Genomic DNA, 13102 nt, shown 5'->3' with positions numbered 1-13102 from the left:
TTTTCCCTTCTTTTTCAAGCAGCTAGATCAGCGCTTCAAAGGTTTTAGCATGCCCGGAGGAATTTGAACAGCCCGAGTTCTTGACATATATTTCCCGGCAATGAGATGCCCAATTTCAGAGCACCGGAACACCGCTCAACCCCCACAGTCATCTGCAGATAACCAGCATGGTGCGCGTCAGATAACCCGCGGGATTGAAGCCGAAAGGGAACTCATCCTCCTCCTTCGCATCATCGGACCTTACGACGACTTTATAACCTGCGCCCTTGCACTCCCTGGCCGCTCGCTTGTGACACCTCTCCCATCCCGAGCCCAATCCCGAACAATCGATCTCTATGCCACTGACGCCACGCACCGCATGAGTCTTCGCGCTGGTGGTACAGCCCGCCAATGTCATTACTGCTATCACGACAATGAGCTTGTTCATTCACTTCCTTATGCCGGGAGCATTACCCAGCGGCCGTTCACTTCAGACTAAGCCTAGCCCTGAATAGACGATTAACCTGTATAAAGAAACAGACAACTCATGCATATCATTGGTTTCACGAAGAAATATTGCAGCATCAACAAGCTTGGGATTAACCAAATCACAGACACAAAAAAGGGCGACCGAAGTCGCCCTTTTTCTATGGTCTGACAGAACTCAGTTCTGTTTTTCCATTTGTGCACGCAACAGGTCGCCCAGAGTGGTAGGACCAGCAGCGATGCTATCCGAAGGCTTGTCTTTCAAGCTCTGGATGGCTTCTTTCTCGTCTTCAACGTCTTTCGACTTGATCGAGAGCTGGATTACGCGGCTCTTGCGGTCAACGCTGATGATCTTGGCTTCTACTTCTTCGCCTTCTTTCAGAACGTTGCGCGCGTCTTCAACGCGGTCACGGCTGATTTCAGAGGCTTTCAGAGTCGCTTCGATATCGTCGGCCAGAGTGATGATGGCGCCTTTAGCGTCAACTTCTTTCACGATGCCTTTAACGATGGCGCCTTTGTCGTTCTCTTGAACGTACTCGGAGAACGGATCGCTTTCCAGTTGCTTGATACCCAGGGAGATGCGCTCGCGCTCTGGGTCAACCGACAGGATAACGGTGTCCAGCTCGTCGCCCTTCTTGAAGCGGCGAACGGCTTCTTCGCCCACTTCGTTCCAGGAGATGTCGGACAGGTGAACCAGACCGTCGATGCCGCCGTCCAGACCAATGAAGATACCGAAATCGGTGATCGACTTGATGGTGCCGGAGATTTTATCGCCCTTGTTGAACTGGCCAGAGAAATCTTCCCATGGGTTAGATTTGCACTGCTTGATGCCGAGGGAGATACGACGACGCTCTTCGTCGATGTCCAGAACCATGACTTCCACTTCGTCGCCGACTTGTACGACTTTCGAAGGGTGGATGTTCTTGTTGGTCCAGTCCATTTCGGAAACGTGTACCAGACCTTCAACGCCTTCTTCCAGCTCAGCGAAGCAGCCGTAGTCGGTCAGGTTGGTTACACGAGCGGTAACGCGAGTGCTTTCTGGGTAACGGGCTTTGATAGCGACCCATGGATCTTCGCCCAGCTGCTTGAGGCCCAGGGAAACACGATTGCGCTCGCGATCGTACTTCAGAACCTTGACATCGATCTCGTCGCCAACGTTGACGATTTCGGAAGGATGCTTGATACGCTTCCAAGCCATGTCGGTAATGTGCAGCAGGCCATCGACGCCACCCAGATCGACGAATGCGCCGTAATCAGTGAGGTTCTTGACGATACCTTTGACTTGTTGGCCTTCCTGCAGGGATTCCAGCAGAGCTTCACGCTCGGCGGAGTTCTCGGCTTCGAGGACGCTGCGACGGGAAACGACAACGTTGTTGCGTTTCTGGTCGAGTTTGATGACCTTGAATTCCAGCTCTTTGCCTTCCAGGTGCGTGGTGTCGCGCACTGGACGGACGTCAACCAGAGAACCTGGCAGGAACGCACGGATGCCGTTAACGTCGACAGTGAAGCCGCCTTTAACCTTACCGTTGATAACGCCCTTGACCACTTCTTCGGCTGCGAAGGCTGCTTCCAGAACAATCCAGCATTCAGCGCGCTTGGCTTTTTCACGGGACAGCTTGGTTTCACCAAAGCCGTCTTCAACCGAGTCCAGAGCAACGTGAACTTCGTCACCGACATTGATAGTCAGATCGCCAGCGTCGTTGTAGAACTGCTCAAGCGGGATGAGTGCTTCAGACTTCAGGCCAGCGTGAACGGTTACCCAGCGAGCCTGGTAATCGATATCAACGATAACACCGGTGATGATGGAGCCTGCCTGAAGGTTCAGGGTTTTTAGGCTTTCTTCAAAGAGTTCCGCAAAGCTTTCGCTCATTTTAATTCCTGTTGAATAAGGGCGAAGGATACGCCCATCTCCACATCCCAGACGATGTGGGTTACGTTCATTTAAAGAAACAACGCAGGACTATGACTGGTCCCCTGGGTCGCTTCTTGGTCACCCGGCGATATCGCGAATGGCGATCTCGCTCATGATGCGTTCCAGCACCTGATCGATGGACAATTCCGTGGAATCCAGCTGTATGGCGTCAGCCGCCGGCTTGAGCGGGGCTACCGCTCGCTGGGTGTCACGCTCATCGCGCGCACGTATCTCATCTAGCAGACTCGACAGACTAACACCATCGACTTTGCCCTTCAACTGCAAGTATCGGCGGCGCGCACGCTCCTCGGCACTGGCCGTGAGGAAAATCTTCAATGGCGCGTCGGGAAATACCACCGTACCCATGTCGCGGCCATCAGCCACCAGACCCGGCGATTCTCGAAAGGCCCGCTGGCGCTGCAGCAACGCCTCACGAACGGCGGGCAACGCCGCGACCTGCGAGGCACCCGAGCCGATACTTTCGGTACGGATGACATCACTGACTTCATCACCTTCCAGAATAATGCGCTGCAGTTGACCGTCGGTCGCCGCAATGAATTGCACATCCAGATGAGCGGCGAGCTTCTTGAGCAATTCCTCATTGGTCAGATCGACGCCATGGTTATGCGCCGCGAAAGCCAGCAATCGATAAAGCGCACCGGAATCCAGCAGGTTCCAACCCAGGCGCTTGGCCAGCATTCCGGCGACAGTACCCTTGCCAGAGCCGCTTGGCCCATCAATGGTGATGACCGGTGCGATGCTGATCACGACTGAGCCTCTTGTGCAACACGGATACCGACCTGCGCACACAGCGCGAGGAAGTTCGGGAACGAGGTCGCAACGTTGGCGCAATCATGGATGCGGATCGGTGCGGTGGCGCGCAGCGAAGCCACGCTGAACGCCATGGCAATCCGGTGATCGCCGTGACCGTGCACTTCGCCGCCGCCGATCTGGCCGCCATCGATGATGATGCCATCCGGGGTTGGCTCGCACTTGACGCCCAACGCCAGCAAACCATCCGCCATGACCTGGATCCGGTCCGACTCCTTCACGCGCAGCTCTTCGGCGCCACGCAGCACGGTGCGCCCTTCGGCACACGCAGCGGCCACGAACAGCACCGGGAACTCGTCGATGGCCAGTGGCACCAGTGCCTCAGGGATCTCGATACCTTTGAGTTTAGCTGCCCGTACGCGCAGATCCGCTACCGGCTCGCCGCCGACTTCACGCTGGTTTTCCAGGGTGATGTCAGCGCCCATCAAGCGCAGGATGTCGATCACGCCGGTACGGGTCGGGTTGATGCCGACGTGCTCAAGCACCAGTTCCGAACCTTCGGCGATCGACGCCGCCACCAGGAAGAACGCCGACGACGAGATATCGCCCGGCACCTCAATGTGGGTCGCGGTCAACTTGTGGCCGGACTCGACCGAGGCGGTGGCGCCGTTGACGGTCACCGGGTAGCCAAAGCCGCGCAGCATGCGCTCGGTGTGGTCGCGGGTCGGGGCCGGCTCGGTGACGGTGGTCTTGCCTTCGGCGTACAGACCTGCCAGCAGCAGGCAGGATTTAACCTGGGCACTGGCCATCGGCATGGTGTAAGTCAGCCCCTTGAGCTTGTTGCCACCACGAATGGTCATCGGTGGACGGCCTTCAGCGGCGGTCTCGATGACTGCACCCATTTCACGTAGCGGATTGGCCACGCGATTCATCGGACGCTTGGACAGCGAAGCGTCGCCAGTCAGGGTGCTGTCGAAGTTCTGCGCAGCCAACAGGCCAGACAGCAGACGCATCGAGGTGCCGGAGTTGCCCAGATAGATTGGGCCCGGCGCAGGCTTCAGGCCATGCAGACCGACGCCGTGAATGGTCACACGACCGTGGTGCGGGCCTTCGATGACCACGCCCATGTCTCGGAAAGCTTGCAGGGTCGCCAGGGCGTCTTCGCCCTCGAGGAAACCTTCCACTTCGGTGACGCCTTCGGCCAGGGAACCGAGCATGATCGAGCGGTGGGAAATCGATTTGTCGCCCGGTACACGAATCCGCCCAGTCAGGCGGCCACCAGGTTGTGCCAGGAAAATCAGATCGTTGGAATTCATAGCGTCCACATAGGCCCGGCGGGCCAGGATTTTACTGAAATGCTCGCGGGCAACCCGGGCGCGCGTGAACACGCCCAATAATTGGTGCCCATCCCCTGCATCGACCGCGTCGCGCAAGGCGTCGAGGTCGCTGCGAAATGTATCGAGTGTGCGCAGGACAGCTTCGCGGTTGGCGAGGAAGATGTCGTGCCACATGACCGGGTCGCTACCGGCGATTCTTGTGAAATCGCGGAAACCGCCCGCAGCGTAACGGAAGATCTCAAGATTTTCATTGCGTTTGGCCAACGAATCGACCAAACCGAACGCCAGCAAGTGCGGCAAATGGCTGGTTGCCGCCAACACTTCGTCGTGACGCTCGACCTGCATGTGCTCGACGTCGGCACCCAATTCGCGCCACAGCCGGTCGACCACGGCAAGGGCGTCCGGATCAGTCTGATCCAGCGGCGTCAGAATCACCTTATGGCGACGGAACAGTTCGGCATTGGAGGCTTCCACCCCGCTCTGCTCGGAACCGGCAATCGGATGCCCCGGCACGAAACGCGTCGGCATGCCGCCAAACGCTTCGGTCGCCGCGCGCACCACATTGCCCTTGGCGCTACCGACGTCGGTCAGAATCGCTTGCCCCAGATCCATGCCCGCCAACAACGCGAGCAACTTCTCCATGGCCAGAATCGGTACCGCCAGCTGAATCACATCAGCGCCCTGGCAAGCCTTCGCCAGGTCATCTTCGCAGCGATCCACCACACCCAACTCGACCGCCAGCTTGCGCGACTGCGGGTCGAGATCGACCCCGACCACTTCGCGGCACAAACCGCTTTCGCGCAAGCCCTTGGCAAACGAACCGCCGATCAACCCCAGACCGACCACCACCAGGCGACCGATCATAGGTTCAGCAGATTGCAGTGCAGTGACATCAACCACGAGCCATAACCTTGGTCAGCGCCTCAAGGAAGCGGCTGTTTTCCGCTGGCAAACCGATGGTGATGCGCAGGTGGTTCGGCATGCCATAGTTGGCCACCGGACGCACGATCACACCTTCGCGCAGCAACCCCTGGAATACCGGAGCAGCAACACGACCCAGATCGACACAGATGAAGTTGCCTCTGGATGGAATCCAGCTCAGCCCCAACTCACGGAAACCCGCTTCCAGCTGCAGCATGCCGGATTCATTCAGACGACGGCTTTCTGCCAGGTAATCGGTGTCTTGCAGCGCCGCGCAAGCAGCGGCCAATGCAAGGCTGTTGACGTTGAACGGCTGCCGCACGCGATTCAGCACATCCGCGACCACGACAGTGGACAAGCCATAACCGACTCGCAGCGATGCCAGACCATAGGCTTTGGAGAAGGTGCGCAACACCAACAGGTTCGGATAGGCCGCCAGATAATCCAGACCATCCGGCAAGTCACCGCCTTCGGCGTACTCGATGTAGGCCTCGTCCAGCACCACCAGCACATGCTCCGGTACGTCCTGCAGGAATTCATCCAGCGCTTCGGCGTCGAACCAGGTCCCGGTCGGGTTGTTCGGGTTGGCGATGAACACCACGCGGGTATCGGCATCGATCGCGGCCAGCATGGCCGGCAGATCATGCCCCCAATCTTTGGCCGGAATCACCTTTGCCTGGGCGCCAACGGCCTGGGTCACGATCGGATAGACCGCAAACGCATGCTCGCTGAACACCGCGTTCAGGCCCGGCGCCAGATAGGCACGCGCCACCAACTCCAGAATGTCGTTGGAGCCGTTGCCCAGCGTCACCTGGCTCAGCTCGACGCGGCACTGCTCGGCCAGCAGGGTCTTGAGCGCAAAGCCATTGCCATCCGGATAGCGGGTCAGCTCGGCCAGCGCTTCGCGAATCGCTGCCAGCGCCTTGGGACTGGCGCCCAACGGGTTCTCGTTGCTCGCCAGTTTGACGATGCTGGCCGGATCGAGATCCAGCTCACGGGCCAGTTCGTCCACAGGCTTGCCCGGAACGTAAGGCGAAAGTTGTTGCACGCCCGGCTGTGCCAGAGCGAGGAAGTTGCCACTCATTTGCTACCGCCCTTAGAGAACTGCTTTCGGGTAGGAACCCAGCACTTTGAGTGCCACTGCTTCCTGACTGATCTTTTCCAACACACCTTTGACCAGCGGGTCGCGGTGGTGGCCGACGAAGTCGATGAAGAACACGTAGGTCCATTTACCGCTGCGCGACGGACGGGTCTCGATCCGTGTCAGATCGATGCCATTGTCGTGGAACGGCACCAGCAATTCGTGGAGCGCGCCGGGTTTGTTGCTCATGGAAACGATGATCGAGGTCTTGTCGTCGCCGGTCGGCGGCACTTCCTGGCTGCCGATCATCAGGAATCGCGTGGAGTTGTCCGGGCGATCCTCGATTTTCTCGGCCAGACGGGTCAACCCGTACAAGCCTGCCGCCATGTCGCCGGCAATCGCCGCCGAGTTCCACTCACCCTTGACCCGCTTGGCCGCTTCGGCGTTGCTGGACACCGCCACGCGCTCGACATTCGGGTAATGGGCGTCCAGCCACTTGCGGCACTGGGCCAGGGACTGAGCGTGGGAATAGATGCGGCTGATACTGTCGGTCTTGGTGTTTTCACCGACCAACAGGTGATGGTGAATCCGCAACTCGACTTCGCCACAGATCACCATGTCGTGTTCGAGGAAGCTGTCGAGGGTGTGGTTGACCGCGCCCTCGGTGGAGTTTTCCACCGGGACCACGCCAAAGTTCACCGCGCCAGCCGCCACTTCACGGAACACTTCGTCGATCGCCGCCATCGGCTTGCTGATCACCGCATGGCCGAAGTGTTTCATGGCCGCAGCCTGAGTGAATGTACCTTCAGGGCCAAGGTAAGCCACCTTCAGCGGCTGCTCGAGCGCCAGGCACGAGGACATGATTTCGCGAAACAGCCGCGCCATCTCTTCGTTGCCCAGCGGCCCCTGGTTACGCTCCATCACGCGCTTGAGCACCTGAGCCTCACGCTCAGGACGATAGAACACCGGCACTTCGCCTTCGGCCAGCGAGGCCATCTTTACTCGCGCAACTTCCTGGGCGCAGCGTGCGCGCTCACTGATCAGCTCCAGGACTTTTTCGTCCAGAGCGTCAATGCGCAGGCGCAGTGCCTTGAGTTCTTGCTCAGACATTAACCGTGTTCCTTCTCGAACTCTGCCATGTACGAAACCAGTGCGTTGACCCCAACGATATCGACGGCGTTATAGATGGAGGCACGCATGCCGCCCACGGAACGGTGGCCTTTGAGGTTCAGCAGGCCTCGTTCGTCGGCACCGGCCAGGAACGACTTGTCGAGACGATCGTCGGCCAGACGGAACGGCACGTTCATCCACGAGCGGTCCGACTTGTTGATCGGGTTGCTATACAAGCCGCTGGCGTCGATGAAGTCGTACAGCGTGCGCTGCTTCACGTCATTGAGCTTGCCGATGGCTTCGACGCCACCCTGCTCTTTCAGCCACTCGAACACCAGACCGGACAAGTACCAGGCCAGGGTGGGTGGAGTGTTGTACATCGAGCCATTATCGGCCGCGACCTTGTAGTTGAGCATGGTCGGGCAAATGGAACGGGCATGACCCAGCAGGTCTTCGCGAACGATGTTCACGACGATGCCGCTCGGACCGATGTTTTTCTGGGCGCCGGCGTAGATCATGCCGAAGCGCGAGACGTCCACCGGGCGCGAAAGAATGTCCGAGGACATGTCTGCGACCAGCGGCACATCACCGGTTTCCGGGATCCATTGGAATTCCAGGCCGCCAATGGTTTCGTTCGGCGCGTAGTGAACGTAGGCCGCATCTGCAGACAGGTTCCATTCGTTCTGACTGGGAATAGCGAAATAGTCGTAAGGCTTGGCGGTGGCGGCAACGTTGACGTGGCCGTAGCGCGAGGCTTCTTCGATAGCTTTCTGCGACCAGATACCGGTGTCGATATAGTCGGCGGTGCCGCATTCCGGCAACAGGTTCAGAGGAATCTGAGCAAATTGCTGGCTCGCGCCACCTTGCAGAAACAGCACTTTATAGTTCGAGGGGATATTCAGCAGATCACGCAGATCCTGCTCGGCCTTGGTGGCAATGGACACGAACTCATCGCTGCGATGGCTCATTTCCATGACCGACAGGCCCTTGCCATGCCAATCAAGGAGTTCAGCCTGGGCGCGCTTCAGGACAGCTTCGGGAAGCGCCGCAGGGCCGGCACAGAAGTTATAGGCTCTCTTGCTCACATCCAATCTCGCTCTGATTTGGTGGTCACTTAAATCTTTCGGTCTGCGGATGATCGTTCCCATGCTTTGCGTGGGAATGCATCCAATGACGCTCTGCGTCATGGGACGCGGAGCGTCCCGAGCGGCATTCCCACGCAGAGCGTGGGAACGATCCTGCGCAGTGTCGCAAATTTTCAAACAGAACAAACAACAAGGGGGCGAATCTTCATCCGCCCCCTGCTTGCCCGCTTACTCTTGCGGTTCTTCGTCGGCGGCAGCGTCGAGTTGCTGGTCGTCGGCAACGTCGTCGATCACGACTTCACCGTCGAACACTGCACCCTCTTCACCTTCAAGCTCTTCGCCCTCGACTTCCGACGGCTCCTGAACCCGCTCCAGGCCCACCAGCGTTTCATCGTTGGCCAGCTTGATCAGGGTCACGCCCTGGGTGTTACGACCCAGGCTGGACACTTCGTCGACACGGGTACGAACCAAAGTACCCTGGTCGGAAATCAGCATGATTTCCTCGCCATCAAGCACCTGGACTGCGCCGACCAGACGGCCGTTACGCTCGTTGCTGACCATGGCGATAACGCCCTGACCGCCACGCTTGTACTCAGGGAACTCGGTGATCGCAGTGCGCTTGCCGAAACCACGCGCCGAAGCGGTGAGGATCTGGCTGCCTTCTTCCGGGATCAGCATGGAAATCAGCTTCTGGCCTTCCGGCAGACGCATGCCGCGGACACCGCGAGCGGTACGACCCATGGCGCGAACGTCGGTTTCCTTGAAGCGAGTGACCTTGCCGCCGTCGGAGAACAGCATGACTTCGCGCTCACCATCGGTAATGGCGGCAGAAATCAGTACGTCGCCTTCATCCAGCTCCAGCGCGATCAGACCGACACTGCGTTGACGACTGAAGGATTCCAGCGGGGTCTTCTTCACCGTGCCTTTAGCAGTGGCCATGAAGATGAAGTGACCTTCGGTGTACTCCTCGACCGGCAGCATGGTGGTGATGTATTCATCACTGTCCAGCGGCAGCAGGTTGACCAGCGGACGACCACGGGCAGCACGGGACGCTTCCGGAATTTCGTAGGTTTTCAGCCAGTACACTTTACCTTTGCTGGAGAACAGCAACAGCGTGGTGTGGCTGTTGGCGACCAACAGGTGAGCGATGTAGTCCTCATCCTTGACGCCGGTGGCCGACTTGCCTTTACCGCCGCGACGCTGAGCCTGGTACGCAGCCAACGGCTGGGTCTTGGCGTAGCCACCGTGGGAAATAGTCACGACGCGCTCTTCTTCCGGGATCATGTCACCCAGGGTCAGGTCGAGACGGGCATCGAGAATCTCGGTGCGGCGCACATCGCCGTATTCGGCACGGATCACTTCCAGCTCTTCGCGAATCACTTCCATCAGGCGCGTGGCACTGTTGAGAATGCGGATCAGCTCGCCGATCTGGTTGAGGATCTCTTGATACTCGGCCAGCAGCTTTTCGTGCTCCAGACCGGTCAGACGGTGCAGACGCAGTTCCAGAATGGCTTGTGCCTGCTCTGGCGACAGGAAGTACTTGCCGTCGCGCAGACCGTATTGCGGATCGAGGTTTTCCGGACGGCACGAATCGGCACCGGCACGCTCGACCATCGCCACTACGGCAGTCGATTCCCACGGCGTGCTGATCAGCGCTTCCTTGGCTTCCGACGGCGTTGGCGAGGCCTTGATCAGGGCGATGACCGGGTCGATGTTCGACAGGGCAACCGCTTGACCTTCCAGAATGTGACCACGCTCGCGCGCTTTACGCAGCTCGAACACGGTACGACGGGTCACGACTTCGCGACGGTGACGAACGAAGGCTTCCAGCAGGTCCTTGAGGTTCAGGATCCGCGGACGGCCGTCGATCAGCGCGACGATGTTGATACCGAACACCGCTTGCAGCTGAGTCTGGGCGTAGAGGTTGTTGAGGATGACCTCAGGCACTTCGCCGCGACGCAGTTCGATCACGACGCGCATACCGTCCTTGTCGGACTCGTCACGCAGTTCAGTGATGCCTTCGAGTTTCTTCTCTTTCACCAGCTCGGCGATCTTCTCGATCAGACGGGCCTTGTTCAGCTGGTAAGGGAGTTCGGTGATGACGATCTGCTGACGGCCACCGACCTTGTCGATGTCTTCGATCATCGAGCGGGCACGCATGTAAATGCGCCCGCGACCGGTGCGGTAGGCTTCGATGATGCCGGCGCGACCATTGATGATCGCGGCGGTCGGGAAGTCCGGACCGGGGATGTATTGCATCAGCTCATCGACGGTCAGCTCAGGGTTGTCGATGAGCGCCAGGCAACCGTCGATGACTTCACCGAGGTTGTGCGGCGGGATGTTGGTCGCCATGCCCACGGCGATACCGCTGGAGCCGTTGACCAGCAGGTTGGGAATGCGGGTCGGCATGACCGCCGGGATCATTTCGGTGCCGTCGTAGTTCGGCACCCAGTCCACGGTTTCTTTGTGCAGGTCGGCCAGCAGCTCGTGTGCCAGCTTGGTCATGCGCACTTCGGTGTATCGCATGGCCGCGGCGTTGTCGCCGTCCACCGAACCGAAGTTGCCCTGACCGTCTACCAGCAGGTAACGCAGCGAGAATGGCTGCGCCATCCGAACGATGGTGTCGTACACCGCGGTATCACCGTGAGGGTGATACTTACCGATCACGTCACCGACAACACGGGCAGATTTCTTGTACGGCTTGTTGAAGTCGTTGCCCAGCTCGCTCATCGCGAACAGCACACGCCGGTGCACGGGCTTCAAGCCATCGCGCGCATCCGGCAGTGCCCGCCCGACAATTACGCTCATCGCGTAGTCGAGGTAGGACTGCTTCAGCTCGTCTTCGATATTGACCGGGAGGATTTCTTTGGCCAGTTCGCCCATGAGAAGCCTGATTCCTTTTTTTGGTGAAACTTCGTCACATCCATATGGGACGAACGAAGCTCGCCGATGCAGACTGAGTGCCGTGCACCGACTTACGACAAATCAACGAGTTATGCCATGGATCTGCGCAGTAAAGGCAGCCACATCAGGCTACCCTGGAAACCGCCGGATGTTATCACAAGAGCCGCCACGCACCTATCCCCCAGATGCGCATGGAGCATAGTTAGTTGACCGGTGACAGGCTTAAAGGGGACGAGAGGGGCTTAGAGGAAAATTCCAGAGGGGATTGAAGCGTATTTGTTGGCTGTCAGGGCCTCATCGCGAACAGGCTCGCTCCCACATTGGATCTGCATCGTTAACAAATCCCCTGTGGGAGCGAGCCTGCTCGCGATGGCAATCTCTCAGGCGCCAAAAATCATTAATGCAGACGCTTACGGCACATCAACTGCGCCATTTTCGCCGTATCCGGACGCTCGACAATGCCCTTTTCGGTGACGATTGCATCGATCAGGTCGGCCGGGGTCACGTCGAACACCGGGTTGAAGGCATCGACATCCGCCCCCACCCGCTTGCCGCCGACTTCCAGCAACTCGCGACCATCACGTTCTTCGATAGGAATCTCGTCGCCACTGGCCAGGTTCATGTCGATGGTCGAACTCGGCGCCACCACCATGAAGCGCACGCCGTGGTGCATGGCGTTGACCGCCAATTGATAGGTGCCGATCTTGTTCGCCACGTCGCCATTGGCAGTGATCCGGTCGGCGCCGACGATCACCCAGGTTACGCCCTTGGTTTTCATGATATGCGCGGCGGCGGAATCGGCATTGAGGGTCACGGGAATGCCTTCATTGGCCAATTCCCATGCGGTCAATCGCGAACCTTGCAGCCATGGTCGGGTTTCGTCGGCGTAGACGCGCTCGACCATGCCTTCGATGAAGGCTCCGCGAATGACCCCCAGCGCCGTGCCGAAGCCACCGGTGGCCAGTGCGCCGGTGTTGCAGTGCGTGAGGATCGCCTGGGCGTTGCCCTGATGCTTGCGGATCAGATCGACACCCAGCTGGGCCATGGTCAGGTTGGCTTCGCGATCGCTTTCGTGAATGGCGATAGCCTCCGCCTCCAGTGCCGCCAGAGGGTCTGCGTCCTCCTTGAGACGGTCCAGGCGGTCACGCATGCGACTCAAGGCCCAGAACAGGTTAACCGCTGTTGGACGGGAATCGGCCAGTAACGCGTAATCCTCTTCCCACGCTGCCTGCCAGTCACCGCCCTCGGCAATTCGGGCGCGGGCTGACAGCACCATGGCATACGCCGCACTGATGCCAATCGCTGGCGCGCCGCGCACCACCATCGAGCGAATGGCTTCGGCCACACCCGCGGCGCTGGTGTAGGCGATCCAGGTTTCCTCGAACGGCAAAATACGCTGATCCAGCAGGTACAGTGCGCCATCACGCCAATCGATGGCCTTCACCTTCTCCGCAGCCAACAGTCGATCGCGCATCCCCACACCCCGCACTCATGAACAAAAGCCGCCGATTATAGC

9 protein-coding genes are annotated in these 13102 nt (G+C 59.0%); all 9 read right to left on the bottom strand.

Annotated features, from left to right (window positions below; genetic code table 11):
- Window positions 1-148 precede the first annotated feature (148 nt).
- Window positions 149-427, bottom strand: a complete 279-nt coding sequence (locus QMK51_RS08640; RefSeq protein WP_258699692.1) for a hypothetical protein — start codon at window positions 425-427, stop codon at window positions 149-151.
- Between the two features lie 216 nt (window positions 428-643).
- Window positions 644-2335: a 30S ribosomal protein S1 gene (gene rpsA, locus QMK51_RS08635; protein WP_258699691.1), complete on the bottom strand. Its 1692-nt coding sequence runs from the start codon at window positions 2333-2335 to the stop codon at window positions 644-646.
- A gap of 120 nt (window positions 2336-2455) precedes the next feature.
- On the bottom strand, window positions 2456-3145 hold the full coding sequence (gene cmk, locus QMK51_RS08630) for a (d)CMP kinase (protein WP_258699690.1): 690 nt from the start codon (window positions 3143-3145) through the stop codon (window positions 2456-2458).
- Window positions 3142-5349: a bifunctional prephenate dehydrogenase/3-phosphoshikimate 1-carboxyvinyltransferase gene (locus QMK51_RS08625; RefSeq protein WP_320394493.1), complete on the bottom strand. Its 2208-nt coding sequence runs from the start codon at window positions 5347-5349 to the stop codon at window positions 3142-3144. Before QMK51_RS08625 ends, cmk begins: the two co-directional genes overlap by 4 nt.
- Before the next feature lie 28 nt (window positions 5350-5377).
- Window positions 5378-6490 (bottom strand): histidinol-phosphate transaminase, encoded by a 1113-nt coding sequence (hisC, locus tag QMK51_RS08620; protein WP_320393748.1) that lies wholly within the window; start codon window positions 6488-6490, stop codon window positions 5378-5380.
- Between the two features lie 12 nt (window positions 6491-6502).
- A complete protein-coding gene (pheA, locus tag QMK51_RS08615) occupies window positions 6503-7597 on the bottom strand; it encodes a prephenate dehydratase (RefSeq protein ID WP_007899727.1) in 1095 nt (364 codons plus the stop codon).
- A complete protein-coding gene (gene serC / locus QMK51_RS08610) occupies window positions 7597-8682 on the bottom strand; it encodes a 3-phosphoserine/phosphohydroxythreonine transaminase (RefSeq protein ID WP_320393747.1) in 1086 nt (361 codons plus the stop codon). Before serC ends, pheA begins: the two co-directional genes overlap by 1 nt.
- Before the next feature lie 228 nt (window positions 8683-8910).
- Window positions 8911-11565: a DNA gyrase subunit A gene (gene gyrA / locus QMK51_RS08605; protein ID WP_258699687.1), complete on the bottom strand. Its 2655-nt coding sequence runs from the start codon at window positions 11563-11565 to the stop codon at window positions 8911-8913.
- A gap of 418 nt (window positions 11566-11983) precedes the next feature.
- Complete coding sequence (gene mtnA / locus QMK51_RS08600) at window positions 11984-13060, bottom strand: S-methyl-5-thioribose-1-phosphate isomerase (RefSeq protein ID WP_123357749.1); 1077 nt, start codon at window positions 13058-13060, stop codon at window positions 11984-11986.
- Window positions 13061-13102 lie beyond the last annotated feature (42 nt).

Origin of the sequence: Pseudomonas sp. P9_31, from assembly GCF_034008235.1 — a bacterium.
In the GTDB taxonomy this organism is placed as follows: Bacteria; Pseudomonadota; Gammaproteobacteria; order Pseudomonadales; family Pseudomonadaceae; genus Aquipseudomonas.
Note: the sequence above shows the minus strand (reverse complement) of the source record. Positions and strands in the feature narration are given on the sequence as shown.